The following is a 14,973-nucleotide window of genomic DNA, read 5'->3' as shown; positions in this document are numbered from 1 at the left end:
GAATGCCCGGGCCAGTCCCGGGCATTCTCACGTGAAGCGGGCGAATGGCCGGGACGCGCCGGCCATGGCGACCGAGTGTTTTGCCTCATCGCGGCGCCACGCTCACATCAAGCTACTTGCCCGGCGGAACGTAGACGCTTGCAAGCTTCGCGGCCTTTTCCGCGATGCTCTTGAAGTCGCCCATCTTCCAGGCGCGTACGGTTTCGATCTTGGCGATGGCGCCGCTCGCCGCGGCTGCCATTCCGATGGCGACAGCATCGGCTCCGTCGGGGAACTCCGCAACGATCAGCGCGTCATGTGCGCCTGTCGTCATGAACGCTCCCTGGAGCTTCCCGCCAGCCTTCTCGATCATCGCACCAATGACCGCGGTGCGATCGGACGGCTTGTCGACCAATCCTTTGATGCCGGCATTTGAGTATGAGACGTACGAGATGAACAGCGGCATGTTTTCCCTCCGTCGAAGCTAGAACGATGACAAATGTCGCTTTGGAAAGAGCTCTTCGAGCGAGAGCAAGGCACGGCCTGCCGACGGCACGCAAGCTGCCTTGAAAATTCAGTCACGGACTTCGGCACGTCCAACTGGCAGCTTGTCCGAATTATAACTGACACTGCAATGGTGCGCGAACGGTAAGCCAAGCCGACCCATTTGGAACGTTACCATTGTGCCGGGCAGGACAAATTCGTTTTCGGGACCAAGGCCTGCTGCGCGTGAAGCAGTTCACTATCGATACGCGCCGGGACCGGTAGAATTTTCGAGTGAGGCGACATCGGCGAGAGACCGCCTCCGCCTTCGCACACGTCCTTCACCTCGAAAGGGCAAGCCATGAAATACTCCTCCACGACGATCTCCCGCCTATCGATGGTCGTTTTGCTGCTCGCGGCCTCGGCGACGCTCGCGCGCGCTGACGTGATCATGGACTGGAACGCAAAGGCCGATGCGATCGCGGCCGAGAAGCAAATTCTTCCGGCACCCCACAGCCGCACCTTGTCCATGATGCACGTCGCAATGTTCGAAGCCGTCAACGCGATCGACCGCCGTTACACGCCGTACAAATTCTCGTTGTCAGCGGACCGCTCGACGTCGCGGGAAGCTGCCGCAGCAGCGGCCGCTCACGATGTGCTGCTGTCGCTCCATCCAGACCTCAAGCAGGACCTGGATGCGACGTTGACGAACTCTCTGGCGCCGATTGCCGACGGTGTGACCAAGGTCGCCGGCATCAACCTTGGGAAAGAGGCCGCGACCAAGATCATCGAGCTTCGTGCCAATGACGGCAGCGCCGCCACGGAAACCTACCGGCCCCTGACGACACCGGGCGCCTACGTTCCGACCGCCGTCCCGCTCTTCTCCACCACGGGTGCGACGACGCCATGGGTCCTGGCCTCCGGATCGCAATTTCGCCCCGCACCGCCGCCGGCGCTCGATTCAACAGTCTGGACCCGGGACGTCAACGAGATCCGTGAGGTCGGCAGCCGGAGCAGCCCGATCCGGACGCCGGAGCAAACGACCATTGGTCGATTCTGGTTCTTCGTCGGCGCCCGCACCTACAATCCCATCGTGAGGCAAGCGGCAACGGCAAAGGGCATGGATCTCGTCGACTGCGCCCGGCTGTTCGCGTTGACGTCAATTGCCGGCAACGACGCCATCGTCGCCGTATTCGACGCAAAGTACCATTACAATCTGTGGCGACCAATCACGGCCATACGCAACGCCGACCTGACCTCAAATCCGGCGACGCCCCGCGATCCATCCTGGCTGCCGCTGGGGGAAACGCCGATGCATCCGGAATATCCCTGCGCTCACTGCATCGTCTCGGCCACGATTTCGACCGTGCTCCAGAATGTCGTCGGAGATTTCGGCGAGTTCTCATTGACCAGCCCCACGGCGCCGGGTGTCACGCGAAAATGGTCGCGGCTGCAGGATTATAGCGACGAAGTCTCCAACGCCCGTATCTGGGCGGGCTTTCACTACCGGTTCTCGACCGAAGTCGGCAAGGAGATGGGTCGAAAGATCGGCACGTTGACTGTCGCGACGCAGCTTCGCGGTGTGGAGGCGAAGGCAGAACCGCGCCGTTAGACTGTTGCCGACTTGGAGGAAGCATCATAGCCCGCATGAGCGGAGCGACATGCGGGACCGTGCCGGCACGGCGGCTCCCCGGATATCGCTTCGCTCATCCGGGCTACCGGAGCGAACACATGGCGGCACCGCATCCGGCGACTAGGTCGCGCCTGCGCCATGCCCTATAACCCCGCGTGAAGAACCACGCGAGGGACAACATGTCGGAAGCTCAAATCACGGACTGGCTGGCGTCGCAGCGGCAGGCGATGATCGATCTGCTGCGCGATGTCGTGAACATCGATTCCGGCTCCTATGACAAGGAAGGCGTCGATGCGGTCGGTGCGCGGTTCGAGCGGCATTTTGCCGAGCACGGCATTCCGTTCCGGCGCGAGGCCAACGCCACCTTCGGCGATGCGATCCATGCCGATGTCGCCAAGCCCGGCAGCAACGAGAAGCCGGTGCTGTTGATGGGCCATCGCGACACCGTGTTCGGTAAGGGCGAGGCCGGGCGCCGCCCGTTCACGATCAAGGACAACCGCGCCTATGGCCCCGGCGTCTCCGACATGAAGTCCGGCCTCGTCATGAACGTGTTCGTGGCAACCGCCTTCCACAAATTCGGCGGCTCACCGCATCCGATCAAGGTTCTGATCACCTCGGACGAGGAGATCGGCTCGCCCTCCTGCCGTCCCGTGATCGAGCGCGAGGGACGCGCCGCCCGCGCGGTGTTCAATTCCGAGCCAGGCCGGCCCACGGGCAATATCGTCACGGGCCGCAAGGGCGGCATCTTCATGCATTTTGCCATCACCGGCAAAGCCGCGCATTCGGGCGCCAATTTCGCCGCCGGCGTCAGCGCGATCGGCGAGCTCGCGCACAAGATCGTCCAGATCCACGCATTGACCGATCTCGACAAGGGCATCACGCTCAATGTCGGTCTCGTCTCGGGCGGCCAGTCCGTCAACACCACGGCGCCTTATGCCGAGGGCCAGATCGACCTGCGCTATGTCGATCCCGCTGATCGCGCGCGGATCATGGCCGCGATCGAAAAGATCATCGCGACACCTTACGTGCCGGGCACCAGCGCAACGCTGACGATCAAGGGCGAGTTTGTGCCGGTGGTGCAGAGCGCCGAGTCGAGGGCGCTGTTCGAGGGTTATCAGGCCGCCGCAAGGCAGGTCGGCCTCACCACGCTGCAGGGCGAGTTCTCCGGCGGCTGCGCCGATTCCGGCTTTACGGCTGCGGTCGGCACGCCGACCATCTGCGGTCTCGGGCCGGTCGGCGGGCTCGCGCACACGCCGGAGGAATATCTGGAGATCGACAGCATCGTGCCGCGCGCGCAGGCCCTGGCGCTCGCGATTTTAAAGGGTTGAACGAAGGTGCCGTAGGGTGGATTAGCCGAAGGCGTAATCCACCACGGTCGGCATCCGCGGAAACAAAAGAGGTGGGTTACGCCCAGCGGTCTGCGCTTCGCGCAACCGCAAGGCTAACCCACCCTACTAAATCTCACGAATAGCTCGGCGCGTCTGGCTTGCGGAAGATGTGGATGGGGTCGCCCGGTACGATCGGCTGGCCTGAAAACATCGCGTAGGCGTAGAGCGCGAGATAGGCGATCGCGAGCGCACCGATGGCGTAGAAGGCTAGGGTCGCGACGCGCTTCATCGTTCCGCTCCGTTGCCGCCCCGGCGGGACGCCTCAGGGCGCTTCTAGAGCGATGACGGGGAAAAGGCCAGCCTGTGCGGCCGGCAGCGATCAAACGCCGCGCCGGCCGCGTGCGGGAACGCTGACTTCCGCGAGACGGGCCGCGTCTTCGTCCTGATCGACCGCCACATACTGGCCGTGCCAATAGGCCAATGCGGCGTTGCGCGTCGAATTCCTGACGTCCCTGACGCGGCCGATGACGATGCCGTGCGAGTGGCGTTCGACGATCTCCTCGACCTCGCAATCGACCGCGGACAACGCGCCGACCAGCAGCGGAACACCGGAGACTGATGTCACCCAACGGCTGCCCGCAAAGCGATCAGGGCCCTTCAGCCCGCCCTTGCCGGCAAAACGCTCGGCGACGTCGAGCTGGTCAGCCGCGAGGATGTTCACGCCGAAGGCGCCGTAGCGGCGGATCAGAGGGAAGGACGAGGCATCGCGGTTGATGCTGACCAGCAGCGTCGGCGGCTCGACCGACAGCGAGGTCACCGAGGTCACCGTCATGCCGGTGATGTCCTTGCCCCGCCCGGCGGTGATGACACTGACACCGCCGGTGAGGTGGCGCATGGCACCGCGGAAATCGGCAGGCGAGACGGCAATTTCGGTCATGAGATCGCGGGGCACTACATTCATGGCAAGCTCCCCGAAGCGGGGTTCCCTTCTATTTAGGTACGATCGTCCGCCGACAAAAGGTGGCTGAGGATCGAGCCTTCGAGGCTCGCCAGCTCGGCGGAGCCGCGCTGGCGCGGCCGGGCCGCGTTAACCGTGACGTCATGGGCAATACGGCCCTCCTCGATCACCAGCACCCGGTCCGCCAGGGCCACCGCCTCGGCGACGTCGTGGGTGACCAGGATCGCGGTAAAGCCCTGATCGCGCCAGACACGCTCCAGCAGCCGCTGCATCGAGATGCGGGTCAGCGCGTCCAGCGCGCCGAGCGGCTCGTCGAAGGCGAGCACGCGGGGACGAGAGACCAGCGCGCGGCCGAGCGCGACGCGCTGCCTCTGGCCGCCCGACAGCACCGAAGGCCACTGGTCGCGCTTGTCGGCGAGCCCGACCTCGGTCAGGGCCTGCTCCGCGCGGGCATGCGCATCGCTGGATGAGCGGTCGCGACCGAGGCCGACCTCGACATTGGCGAGCACGCGCGCCCAGGGCAGCAGGCGGGGCTCCTGGAACATCACGCGGATGTCCTCCGCCTGGACTTCGTCGCCAAAACCGATGCTGCCGGCGTCGAACTTCTCGAGGCCGGCGATGAGCCGCAGCAGCGTGCTCTTGCCGCAACCGCTCTTGCCGACGATGGCGACGAACTGGCCGGCGGGGATGTGCAGATCGATGCCGCGCAGCACCTCGTTGTCGCCAAAGGATTTGCGCAAGCCGCGGATGCTGAGCGGCAGGCCGCTGACCTGTGCCGGGCGCTCCTCGCGCACGACGCGGGCGTGAGGCGCGAAATTGGCGCGGCTGGCGAGTTCGGTTTCGGGAAGGGACGTACGAAGCGCTGTCTGCATGTGATTCCCAGTATTTCTGCTCAACGTTTCTGGAAGGCGGGGTGCCAGGAGAGCGTCAGGCGCTCCAGCACGCGGGAGGCGCTGTCGGCGAGCTTGCCGAGCAGGGCGTAGATCAGGATCGAGAGCACGACGACGTCGATCAGCATGAACTCGCGCGCCTGCATCGCCATGTAGCCGAGGCCCGAGGACGCCGCGATGGTCTCGGCGACGATCAGGGTGAGCCACATGATGCCGAGCGCGAAGCGGATGCCGACGAAGATCGAGGGCAACGCGCCCGGGAAGATCACGCGGCGGAACAGCTCGCTGTCGGTCATGCCGTAGATGCGACCCATCTCGATCAGCTGCGGATCGACGGTGCGGATGCCGTGCAGCGTGTTGAGGTAGATCGGGAAGAACACGCCCAGCGCCACCAGGAACAGCTTTGCGCTCTCGTCGATGCCGAACCACAGGATGACCAGCGGGATCAGCGCCAGATGCGGCACGTTGCGCACCATCTGCAGCGTGGTGTCGGTGAGCTTGGCCGAGAGCTGCGACAGGCCGTTGGCAAGACCGAAGGCGAAGCCGATGCCGCCGCCGATCAGGAAGCCGATCGAGGCACGCCAGAACGAGACCCAGATGTTGCGGCCGAGCTCGCCGGACAGCAGCAGCTTCCAGCCCGCGAGCAGAACGTCGCTCGGCGCCGGCAGCACGCGCGTCGGCACGAAGCCGGTGACGCTGGCGACCTGCCAGACCGCGATGATGGCAAGCGGCACGATCCACTGGATCAGGCCGTCGACGCGCGGCAGACGCAAGCCGCGCGGAAGCGAAACGCTGTCGATCAGGCTCATGACTGCGACACCTTATGCTGCGGACGGTAGTCGCTGCCGACCGTTTCGCCGAAGGGACCGCCATTGAAATGCAGCCTGGTCACGTTAGAGGGTTGCTCCAGCGAGAGCAGCGGGAACACCAGCTCGGCGAAGCGATAGGCTTCCTCCAGATGCGGGTAGCCCGACATGATGAAGGTATCGATGCCGATGTCCTGATACTCCTTGATGCGGGCCGCGACGGTCTTGGCGTCGCCGACCAGCGCCGTGCCGGCGCCGCCGCGCACGAGGCCGACGCCGGCCCACAGGTTCGGGGCGATCTCGAGCTTGTCGCGCTTGCCGCCGTGGAGCTGTGCCATGCGCTGCTGGCCGACGGAGTCCATGCGGGCAAAGTTCTTCTGCGCGGTCGCGATGGTGTCGTCGCTGACATGCTTGATCAGCTCGTTGGCTGCGCGCCAGGCTTCTTCGTTGGTCTCGCGAACAATCACGTGAAGGCGGATGCCGAAGGAGAGCTTTCGTCCGCGCGCGGCGGCGACTTCCCTCACCTTCGCGACCTTCTCGGCAACCAGAGCCGGCGGCTCGCCCCAGGTGAGGTACTTGTCGACGGCGTCGACGGCGACGTCGATGCCGGCATCCGAGGAGCCGCCGAAATACAGCGGCGGGCGCGGCGACTGCACCGGGGGAAACAGCAGCTTGCCGCCCTCGACATGGATGTGCTTGCCCTCGACATCGACGGTCTTGCCGGCGAGCAGGTCGCTGTAGACACTGAGGAACTCGCGGGTGACCTCGTAGCGCTCGTCATGGCCGAGGAAGATACCGTCGCCCTTGTTCTCGACGGGGTCACCGCCGGTGACGACGTTGACGAGCAGCCGGCCGTTACTGATGCGGTCCAGCGTCGCGGTCATGCGCGCGGCGACGCTCGGCGATTGCAGGCCGGGGCGGACGGCCACGAGATAACGCAGCCGCTCGGTGAAGGGCGCGACGCTCGAGGCGACGATCCAGGAATCCTCGCAGGATCGCCCCGTCGGCAACAGCACGCCGAAATAGCCGAGCTGGTCGGCGGCCTGCGCGATCTGGCGCAGATAGTTGAAGTTGACCTCGCGGCCGCCGATGCCCGTGCCGAGATAACGACCGTCACCGTGGGTCGGCAGGAACCAGAGGATGTTGGCGTTAGACTGCTTACTCATGAACCTGGCCTCCGCGCCACGTCGGAAATCTTGATTGCTTTCGGGATCAGGTTGAGCGCGAAGAACGCGTCCGCAACCTGCTGCTGATCGGCGATGACGGCATCCGTGATCGGCTTGATGCCGTAGGCCTGCCGCTTCAGCGCCACCTCGACCACCGGCACGGACAGGCCGATCGCTGGCGCCAGTTGCTCGGCGACCGCATGGATGTCGCCCTTGGCCCAGTCGTCGATCGCGCTGAGCTCGGCGAGCACGACGTCGACGATCTTCGGATTGGCGTCGAGAAACTTCTTCGAGGAGAAGTAGAACTGGTAGTTCGCAACGATGCCGGTGCCGTCGGCGAGCGTGCGCGCACCGGTGGCAGCTTCGGCGGCGGCCTGGAACGGATCCCAGATCACCCAGGCATCGACCGCACCACGCTCGAAGGCGGCACGCGCATCGGCAGGCGCAAGGAACACCGGCTCGATCTCGGAATATTTGACGCCCGCCTTCTCCAGCGCCTTGACCAGGAGATAATGAACGTTGGAGCCCTTGTTGAGCGCGACCTTCTTGCCCTTGAGGTCGGTGACCGATTTCAGCGGGCTGTCCTTCGGCACCAGGATCGCCTCGCCCTTCGGCGCCGGCGGCTCGTAGGCGACATACTGGATGGGCGCGCCGGCGGCCTGCGCGAAGATCGGCGGGGCTTCGCCGGTGTTGCCGAAATCGATCGCGCCGACATTGAGTGCCTCGAGCAGCGGCGGTCCGGACGGGAATTCGGTCCACACCACCTTGTAGCCGTCGGCGGCGAGCTTCGGCTCCAGCGTGCCCTTGCTCTTGAGCAGCACCAGCTTGCCGTATTTCTGGTAGCCGATACGGACCACCTTGTCCTGCCCGTAGGAGGTGCCGACCGCGGCGGCGACGATGCCGATCGACAGCACGATGGCCGCGATCAGACGCTGAATGATACGCCTCATGTTCAAACCCTTGTGCGTGGGGAGAGTGGTCGGCACGATCAGGCTGCCGGGTTGCGCCAGACGATGTCGCGGATGACGATCGGCTTCGGGATCAGGCCGAGCTTGTGGAAGCGGTCGGCGACGCCCTGCTGGGTCACGACGATGTCGTCGGTGACGGGGCCGACCACGAAGTTCGCGCGATTGGCCGCGACGGTCTGGATGTCCAGCGGGACGCCGGTGATCGCGGCAAGCGATTTGGCGACCTCGTCACGATGCTGCTCGGCCCATTTGCCGGCCGCGGTGGTCACGTCGACGATCTGTTGCAGGATGGCGCCGTGGTTCTTCGCAAACTCGCGGTTGGCGATGTAGAAGGAATTGGTCTTGGTGACCTCGCGCGCATTGATCAGGATGCGGCCGCTCTGTTTGGTTTCGCCGATCGCAAAATACGGATCCCAGATCGCCCAGGCCTCGATGCTGCCATTGGCAAACGCCGGACCTGCATCCGGCGGCGTCAGATAGACCGGCGTGATGTCGGCATAGGTGAGACCGGCCTTCTCCAGCGTCTGCACCACGATGTTGTGCGCGCTGGAGCCCTTGGTGAAGCCGATACGCTTGCCCTTCAGGTCGGCGATGTTGCGGATCGGCGAATCCTTCGGCACCAGGATGCCCTGGCCGTTGGTGATGGGTTGGCCCGCGGCATAGACGATCGCAGCGCCAGCGGCCTGCGCGAACACCGGCGGTGAATCGCCGACCGCGCCGAAATCGACGCTGCCGACATTCATCGCCTCCATCATCGGCGGGCCCGACGAGAACTCGACCCATTTCACCTCGATGCCCTGCGGCGTGAAATGTTTTTCCAGGGACGCCTGCTGGCGCGCGATGACCAGAACGCCGCTCTTCTGGTAGCCGATACGAATTTCCTTCACAACGCCTTGCGCGCTCGCTCGCGAAGCGAATGCAGCGGCGGCCGCTGTTCCAACGGACAATTTCAGGAAGTCACGACGCTGCATTCAACACTCCGGGCCGCGTGCGGCCGTCATCATTCACGTTTCGAGAATGATGGTGCGGAGCGGCGAAGGTGTCGAGACACGCGGAAAAATAGCGATGCGAGCACTGCGCGCGTGGCGGCGCGCATGATTAATCTTTCAAGCGGCCGTGGGAATGAAGATGGAATTTTTCTGCACGCGGATGTGAAGGCCGCGCGCGTTCGCGCCTTGGGACACGCGACCGGAACCAAAACCGCGAAAACAACCCCATGCACAGTAGCCGGAGCATGGAAAATCAACGACTTGCGTATTATCCGAAGTCGGTTTGACTCGTCGGGCAAAACAGGGGCATGATGACATCATGGCGGACCGGGGCTGCTGAGGCGAAAAGCTCGTTCCGCGACCTCACTGTCATTCCCCGCGAAGGCTGGGAATCCAGTATTCGAGAGACGCCGATGCTTCACACGGCTGCCGCGGCGTACTGGATCGCCCGCCTTCGCGGGCGATGACACCGCTAGTGTGGTAAGCGCGTGCTCACTGGCGCGAAGCACAGATGCCTCGCAAGCTAATGCCACTTCATCGGCAAATTCTGCAAGCCCCTGAACGCCCAGCCGCCGATCCGCACCGGCTCGTCACCGGCGATCTCGAGCTGTTTGGCACGCGCGAACACGGTCGGCAGCGCGACGTCGGCGATCATGGCGCGCGAGGCCCAGGCGCCGGCGCAGAAATGCGGGCCGGCGCCGAAGGCGACGCTCTTGGAGGTATCGCGCCGCACGTCGAACTGATCGGCCCGCTCAAAATGCTTTTCGTCGCGATTGGCGGAGCCGAACATCAGGAACACGCGCTCGTCGGTTTCGAACGACACGTCGCGGATCGACCACGGCTTTGCGATGCGCCGCGGCGACATGCCGATCGGCGAGATCCAGCGGGCATATTCCTCGAACGCCTCGAGCCAGGACACCTCGCCCTTGCGCACCAGATCGAGCTGATCGGGATGGGAGAGCAGCGCCCACACCGTGCCGGCGATCGCCTTGCGCGGCTCGTTCTGGCCGCCCGAGATCGCAAGCTTGACGTTGGCGCGCACGCTCTCCATCGGCATGCCGGCGGCGAGAAGCACGCCGAGAATGCTCTGGTCGGGGTTCTTGCGCATCACCGGCAGGATGTCATCGATGGCGGCATCGATGCCTGATGTGGCCGCATGGCAGCGCGCCTCGACCGCGGGATCGCCGGAATAGTTGGCGATGCCCTCGATCATGCCTTGCGACCACGCGTCCATATCGCCAAAGCCGATATTGGTGAGGCCGGTGATCGACTTCAGGCATTCGCCCGAGAACGGCAGCGCGAAGTCGCGCATGAAGTCGATCCGCCCGGGCTCTACGCAATCGAGAATGCGGTCGGCATGGGCCTGGAACAGCGCGGTCCAGTGCGCCTTCACGGTCTTCGGCGACACCGTCGGAAACATCGCGCGGCGCTCGACCTGATGCGCCTCGCCGTCCTTGCGCATCATGTTGTGGCCCATCAGCCGGTTCATCAGGCCGGCGGGCTGGTGCGAGGAGAACACGTCGATCTGCTTCTCGGAGATCGAGATGTCGTCGCGGCTGGTCAGCAGCGTCGAGCCGAGCTGCGGCACGAAGGCGATCGGCGCCTCCTTGCGCATTCTTGCAAGCATCGGATAGGGATCGGCCCAGAACGAAGCAGGGTCGATGTCGATGCGCGGCGCGGTGCTCAAGGCCGTTTCCTCTGGATTGTTGTGTCCTTGGGACCAGACTAGCGCACTACGGTGCGGGCGTCTGTCCCAAGCGATGGGGACAGACGGGAGAAGAGCATTTACTTGCAAGTCAGGTTGACGGGACAAAGCGGCAAGGAATTCCCCGCGGCACAACCTCGATACATGCCAGGCTTGGAGATCGTCGCGACGCAGGCGTCGAAGTTGCCGTGGCAACCGGTTCCTGTACACTCGGCCTGCAAATCCAAGATCTGCAAATCCAAGATCTGCAAATTCAAGACGGGATGATCATGACCACATTGCTCATCGTAGGCGCGACGGGGCTGGTTGGCGGCCGCGCGATGACGCTCGCTCTTACGGACCCTCGCATCACGCGCATCATCGCGCCGACGCGGCGTGCGATGCCGCCCGAGGAGCGGGTAGCCAATCCTCGGCTCGATGATCTGATTGCTGATGCCGGCGGTGAGGAATGGCGAGCCGACGGTGCAATCTGCGCGCTCGGCACGACGCGGGCGGCGGCAGGGTCGGCAGCAGCATTTCGAGCGGTCGACTACGAACTGGTGCTGCTGATCGCGCGGCGGCTGCGCGACGCTGGAGTCGGCCGGTTCGCGCTGGTGTCGTCCCTGGGCGCCGACCCACAATCCCCGTTTCTCTACACACGGACGAAGGGCGAGGTGGAGGAGGCGATCAGGGCGCTCGCTTTCCCGTCCCTGACGATCCTGCGGCCAGGCTTCCTGGATGGCGAGCGTGCCGAAAGCAGGCCGGTCCAGCGCGCGGTGCGGAACGTCTTGAGCTTCGCGTCCCCCCTGTTGCCGCGCGTTGCGCGTATCAGCTCGGTGACCAACGTGGCCCGCCAGCTCATCGACGCGGCTGTTGCCGGCAAGCCGGGAACACAAATCATTGGAGCTGCGCAGCTGGCCGAAGCTAGGCCTATCGGTGAGCACGTGGGCTAAGAGCCGCAAGCCGACGTTCGGCAGATTGTCATCTGCTGAGGCAGCATTTAATCTGTTGGCCGCACGCCCTAAGCCGACTGGACTGGAAGTTGAGCAGGCCATGACCAAAGACGATGAGTTCGTTAATTGGTTGGCGACTGGTTATTCACGACAGCGCCGCATCATCGGTAGTCGCCAAAGAACCAATATCGGAAGTAACGGACACGAAGTTGCAGCGTAGGCAGAGGCAGCGTTGAATCCGACAGACGAGGAACGCGACGTATGGAGGCGAGCGCGATAGGATGTGAGGCAAAGGCGTTACAGCCTTGCTTGCCGATCGGGCGCGTTGCCCAATGACTTAAGCAGCGCCGCCAATGCATTTCTGAGTTACACCGACCGTTTTAGCTACCAGACCGTATCAAATACGGATCCAAGGACCCAGCTAATCGGTCCGCCACCTGTATGGCGCTCGGCGTGGACTGCTTTTCGCGATGAAGCGAGCCGACGGAATTCACGACCAGCCCACTACAAGCAAGAACAGCTATCGCAATCGCAGCGAGATATTTGGTCCTCATGACGATGGTCCCCTTTATCGCGCCATGAACTAACCGGGCACTCTCAGAAATGGTTCCCGAACGCTGCACCCCAATGTTTTCGGCCGCATCGGAAGCTGCTTCCATGGCGCCAGCGACTAGCCGCTGGGCAGGTTCCTCTTTCGAAATGGAACATATCGGTCGCGATCAGAAATTGAGGAACGCAAGCGTCCGCTAGGCTTTAGAAAAAGTGAGGCCGTCGCTCGCCGGTAGTAACACGGCGCATGTCGCGGATAGCCAAAGGTCGTGGCGAACGACCCGCTGTTCTTAATACAAGCGCTCGCGCAGATAGCAAAAAGCGACGGTCTCCGGTTTCAATTAAAATCGCCAGCAGTGCCCCGATCGGTTGCGGGGGAGTGCACGGGGGTGCTGGCGGAATCGAAGGCTCCGTCATGCGCAACCGAATTGACATTGACCATATACACTGTCGGGCCATCATTCGAGAGATCGGCGAGAGATTTACGTGCGTCGCTGAAACCAGAGCCGAAACTACCGGCGAGTCTGAGAGCGCAAATCGATCGGCTCCGCGAATTCGAAGCGCCCGAGCACTGGAACAAGCCGCGCGGTTGAGCCGCAGTCGGCTCGGCCGAACATGGATGAACGATGCCGCCGGTGAAGCTTCGCGCATCGACGATCTTGAACGAGTACGGTAAGGCGCAATCCGAATTGATCGGCAAAACCGTCGTCCTTACCGACGGAAAGGCAGGCACGGTCGAGAACGTTTGGCTGGATGAATTGCACGGGCTTCGGATTTCAATCAAGGGTCATGACGGAAGATGGCCGGTCTCAACCATCAAGTTCGAGGAGAACTAGACCTCGCACCCGCTGCGCATCATCCCAATAGCGCGTTCAGAACATTCCGATCAGGATGAAAAACCCAATCTCAATCAGGAACGTGGTGCTCATAACCGCGACCGTAAGGAACACGTCGCTCGCCGAAAGAGGGTTCATGAATGCCTCGCATCTTGCGAAGCCCCGGGAGTAAATCATTCAGGCTAGAAAATGTTTCAGTTCCAAACGCAGACGGCGCGAGATGCGAGCGGGGTGGACATCCGAGGCGGCCTAAGGCAAGGCCCGCTTCGGGTCACAAGCGGTAGTCGAGGCGAAGGCAGCCCCGCGTCCGGCTTACCACCGACAGCCGACGTGACGATGGGCGCCTCGTTGTTCGGCTTTGGGCCATGAGCCGACATCGCTCCAATCAAGCGGCGATACTTGTCAGGCTCCTTAGCGGCCGTAGGGGAAGCAGCGGTTGCGATCGAGTGTAAGACCGAAATGCGCTCCCAGTGCAGCGATGGCCGCGTCCTGCTGAGGATAAGGATCAGCATTGGATGCGGCAACGATGATGATCCGGAACCCGTCGCGATCTTTGCCACCCGGTGGCAGCATCGCTGTAGTTAGTGCATTGCCCTCCATGTCGCGCAGCGTGAGGAAAAGCGGCATCTCTCGCTGTACATGGGCCTCGAGGCCGATGTCGCGCTCGATCGCGTTGGGCCGCTCGGGACGCCAGGACTGGACTGCCTTCTCCCGCTCGCGGCGGAAATATTTCTCAACTGTGTGGCCCATCAGGCGCGACTCATACATCGCTTCACCTTCCGTCTCGATACGGAACCAGGTCTTGCCCTTCGGCGCGTCGCAAACATACTGCATTTCGCCCGTCCTGCGATCGCCGCAATTCTAGGGCGGTGGGCCTGCAAAGCCAATATGAGACTAGCTCCCGTGTATAGCGCTGCACGATCAGAGGGGCTAAGAGTATTTGATTGGACGTTGAAGTTTTAGTGAGCCCAAACAATACCAGGTCGACCGGAATAATCCTCTTCAAGGAGCGTCCCGATGCCTGACGTAAGGGAGAAGCAACGCGAAGCCCGCCGGAAGATCATTCGCCAATGGGCGAAGCTTCCGAGGGATAAACGGCAGTCTATGGAGGGGATTTCTGAATTCGCCAGGACCGCCGCTCAGCAGAACGAGAACGCATTCGTCCGCAGTCGTCGCGATCCGTATCAGAAGATCATGGGATGGCTATTGCCGCGTGCTCATCTCTGAACGACTGAGTCCTCTGCACATCCTTCGAAGGCGACACCGAAATTTCGGCAAAGTCATCGAATGTCCTGCCGTGTCCGACCCCCCGGCGGGGCCGTCACAAAGCGACGAGATAAGTGTGAAGCTGAAAGCAACAATCATCGTCGTAGCGCTGCTAGCTGCAACGGCTGCACATGCCGAGACGATCGATCTGAAATGCTGGGCGCGGGGCCTTACCGGCGGCGAGCGCAACTCGGTCTACTTAAACGGGGAACAGGTCACCGTTAATCTGGACGAGGGGACGATGCACTCTCGGACATTCGGAAGCAATTTGGCCGTCCACGCCACGGATACGCACTTGTTCTTTGAGACGGCGCTTACGCTCGGCAACATTTGGCAACATCTGTTCGACCCGACCGCTGTCTGGCAAGGTTTCATCAACCGCGTCGACGGCACGCTTAAGGCGCATAAACGCGACGGTACTGTCATCAGCGGGCACTGCCAGCTGGTCGGCTGAACCTGCCCATGTCGCAGATGGGTCAAAAGTC

The 14,973-nt window shown here is 63.1% G+C and carries 16 protein-coding genes; 6 read left to right on the top strand and 10 right to left on the bottom strand.

The annotated features are described in order from the left end of the window. Positions 1–112: 112 nt before the first annotated feature. Positions 113–445 (bottom strand): GYD domain-containing protein, encoded by a 333-nt coding sequence (locus NLM15_RS06830; protein WP_254116258.1) that lies wholly within the window; start codon positions 443–445, stop codon positions 113–115. A gap of 378 nt (positions 446–823) precedes the next feature. Between NLM15_RS06830 and NLM15_RS06825 the strand changes: the two genes are divergently transcribed. After that, positions 824–2,074, top strand: a complete 1,251-nt coding sequence (locus tag NLM15_RS06825) for a vanadium-dependent haloperoxidase (RefSeq protein WP_254116257.1) — start codon at positions 824–826, stop codon at positions 2,072–2,074. A gap of 200 nt (positions 2,075–2,274) precedes the next feature. Next, a complete protein-coding gene (locus tag NLM15_RS06820) occupies positions 2,275–3,423 on the top strand; it encodes a M20 family metallopeptidase (RefSeq protein WP_254116256.1) in 1,149 nt (382 codons plus the stop codon). A 133-nt stretch (positions 3,424–3,556) separates the two neighbouring features. Here the strand turns inward: NLM15_RS06820 and NLM15_RS06815 are convergent, their stop codons facing one another. The 8 genes from NLM15_RS06815 to NLM15_RS06780 form a co-directional block, all read right to left on the bottom strand. Further along, positions 3,557–3,712, bottom strand: a complete 156-nt coding sequence (locus NLM15_RS06815; RefSeq protein WP_167523728.1) for a hypothetical protein — start codon at positions 3,710–3,712, stop codon at positions 3,557–3,559. A gap of 90 nt (positions 3,713–3,802) precedes the next feature. Then, positions 3,803–4,384, bottom strand: coding sequence for a flavin reductase family protein (locus NLM15_RS06810; protein ID WP_254116255.1), 582 nt, complete (start codon positions 4,382–4,384; stop codon positions 3,803–3,805). Positions 4,385–4,416: 32 nt separating this feature from the next. Continuing rightward, on the bottom strand, positions 4,417–5,253 hold the full coding sequence (locus NLM15_RS06805; RefSeq protein WP_254116254.1) for an ATP-binding cassette domain-containing protein: 837 nt from the start codon (positions 5,251–5,253) through the stop codon (positions 4,417–4,419). A 20-nt stretch (positions 5,254–5,273) separates the two neighbouring features. Continuing rightward, on the bottom strand, positions 5,274–6,080 hold the full coding sequence (ssuC, locus tag NLM15_RS06800; protein ID WP_254116253.1) for an aliphatic sulfonate ABC transporter permease SsuC: 807 nt from the start codon (positions 6,078–6,080) through the stop codon (positions 5,274–5,276). Beyond that, on the bottom strand, positions 6,077–7,243 hold the full coding sequence (gene ssuD / locus NLM15_RS06795) for an FMNH2-dependent alkanesulfonate monooxygenase (RefSeq protein WP_254116252.1): 1,167 nt from the start codon (positions 7,241–7,243) through the stop codon (positions 6,077–6,079). Before ssuD ends, ssuC begins: the two co-directional genes overlap by 4 nt. Continuing rightward, entirely contained in the window at positions 7,240–8,193 is a 954-nt protein-coding gene (locus tag NLM15_RS06790) for a sulfonate ABC transporter substrate-binding protein (RefSeq protein WP_254116251.1), read from the bottom strand. The genes ssuD and NLM15_RS06790 overlap by 4 nt, the downstream gene beginning before the upstream one ends. A gap of 38 nt (positions 8,194–8,231) precedes the next feature. Further along, on the bottom strand, positions 8,232–9,182 hold the full coding sequence (locus NLM15_RS06785) for a sulfonate ABC transporter substrate-binding protein (protein ID WP_254116250.1): 951 nt from the start codon (positions 9,180–9,182) through the stop codon (positions 8,232–8,234). A 541-nt stretch (positions 9,183–9,723) separates the two neighbouring features. Beyond that, positions 9,724–10,887 (bottom strand): cytochrome P450, encoded by a 1,164-nt coding sequence (locus tag NLM15_RS06780; protein ID WP_254116249.1) that lies wholly within the window; start codon positions 10,885–10,887, stop codon positions 9,724–9,726. A gap of 206 nt (positions 10,888–11,093) precedes the next feature. Between NLM15_RS06780 and NLM15_RS06775 the strand changes: the two genes are divergently transcribed. Both NLM15_RS06775 and NLM15_RS06770 read left to right on the top strand, forming a co-directional pair. Then, a complete protein-coding gene (locus NLM15_RS06775) occupies positions 11,094–11,837 on the top strand; it encodes an NAD-dependent dehydratase (RefSeq protein WP_254116248.1) in 744 nt (247 codons plus the stop codon). Between the two features lie 1,175 nt (positions 11,838–13,012). Beyond that, positions 13,013–13,222 carry a PRC-barrel domain-containing protein gene (locus NLM15_RS06770; protein ID WP_135217292.1) on the top strand — a complete coding sequence of 70 codons (210 nt, stop codon included), beginning with the start codon at positions 13,013–13,015 and terminating at the stop codon, positions 13,220–13,222. Between the two features lie 411 nt (positions 13,223–13,633). On the opposite strand, the gene NLM15_RS06765 is transcribed toward NLM15_RS06770, so the two are convergent. Next, entirely contained in the window at positions 13,634–14,056 is a 423-nt protein-coding gene (locus NLM15_RS06765) for a hypothetical protein (protein WP_254116247.1), read from the bottom strand. A 183-nt stretch (positions 14,057–14,239) separates the two neighbouring features. Between NLM15_RS06765 and NLM15_RS06760 the strand changes: the two genes are divergently transcribed. After that, on the top strand, positions 14,240–14,449 hold the full coding sequence (locus NLM15_RS06760) for a hypothetical protein (protein WP_254116246.1): 210 nt from the start codon (positions 14,240–14,242) through the stop codon (positions 14,447–14,449). 115 nt (positions 14,450–14,564) lie between these two features. After that, positions 14,565–14,942, top strand: a complete 378-nt coding sequence (locus tag NLM15_RS06755) for a hypothetical protein (RefSeq protein WP_254116245.1) — start codon at positions 14,565–14,567, stop codon at positions 14,940–14,942. Positions 14,943–14,973: the final 31 nt, after the last annotated feature.

It is taken from the genome of Bradyrhizobium sp. CCGB20 (genome assembly GCF_024199855.1).
Taxonomy (GTDB): Bacteria; Pseudomonadota; Alphaproteobacteria; order Rhizobiales; family Xanthobacteraceae; genus Bradyrhizobium.
This window is presented reverse-complemented; position numbering and strand designations above follow the sequence as displayed.

Coding starts and splice junctions, on each gene's coding strand:
- ssuC (WP_254116253.1), bottom strand. CDS start 6,080: ATGAGCCTGATCGACAGCGTTTCGCTTCCGCGCGGCTTGCGTCTGCCG.
- NLM15_RS06825 (WP_254116257.1), top strand. CDS start 824: ATGAAATACTCCTCCACGACGATCTCCCGCCTATCGATGGTCGTTTTG.
- NLM15_RS06830 (WP_254116258.1), bottom strand. CDS start 445: ATGCCGCTGTTCATCTCGTACGTCTCATACTCAAATGCCGGCATCAAA.
- NLM15_RS06810 (WP_254116255.1), bottom strand. CDS start 4,384: ATGAATGTAGTGCCCCGCGATCTCATGACCGAAATTGCCGTCTCGCCT.
- NLM15_RS06805 (WP_254116254.1), bottom strand. CDS start 5,253: ATGCAGACAGCGCTTCGTACGTCCCTTCCCGAAACCGAACTCGCCAGC.
- NLM15_RS06790 (WP_254116251.1), bottom strand. CDS start 8,193: ATGAGGCGTATCATTCAGCGTCTGATCGCGGCCATCGTGCTGTCGATC.
- NLM15_RS06770 (WP_135217292.1), top strand. CDS start 13,013: ATGCCGCCGGTGAAGCTTCGCGCATCGACGATCTTGAACGAGTACGGT.
- NLM15_RS06765 (WP_254116247.1), bottom strand. CDS start 14,056: ATGCAGTATGTTTGCGACGCGCCGAAGGGCAAGACCTGGTTCCGTATC.
- NLM15_RS06760 (WP_254116246.1), top strand. CDS start 14,240: ATGCCTGACGTAAGGGAGAAGCAACGCGAAGCCCGCCGGAAGATCATT.
- NLM15_RS06785 (WP_254116250.1), bottom strand. CDS start 9,182: ATGCAGCGTCGTGACTTCCTGAAATTGTCCGTTGGAACAGCGGCCGCC.
- ssuD (WP_254116252.1), bottom strand. CDS start 7,243: ATGAGTAAGCAGTCTAACGCCAACATCCTCTGGTTCCTGCCGACCCAC.
- NLM15_RS06820 (WP_254116256.1), top strand. CDS start 2,275: ATGTCGGAAGCTCAAATCACGGACTGGCTGGCGTCGCAGCGGCAGGCG.
- NLM15_RS06815 (WP_167523728.1), bottom strand. CDS start 3,712: ATGAAGCGCGTCGCGACCCTAGCCTTCTACGCCATCGGTGCGCTCGCG.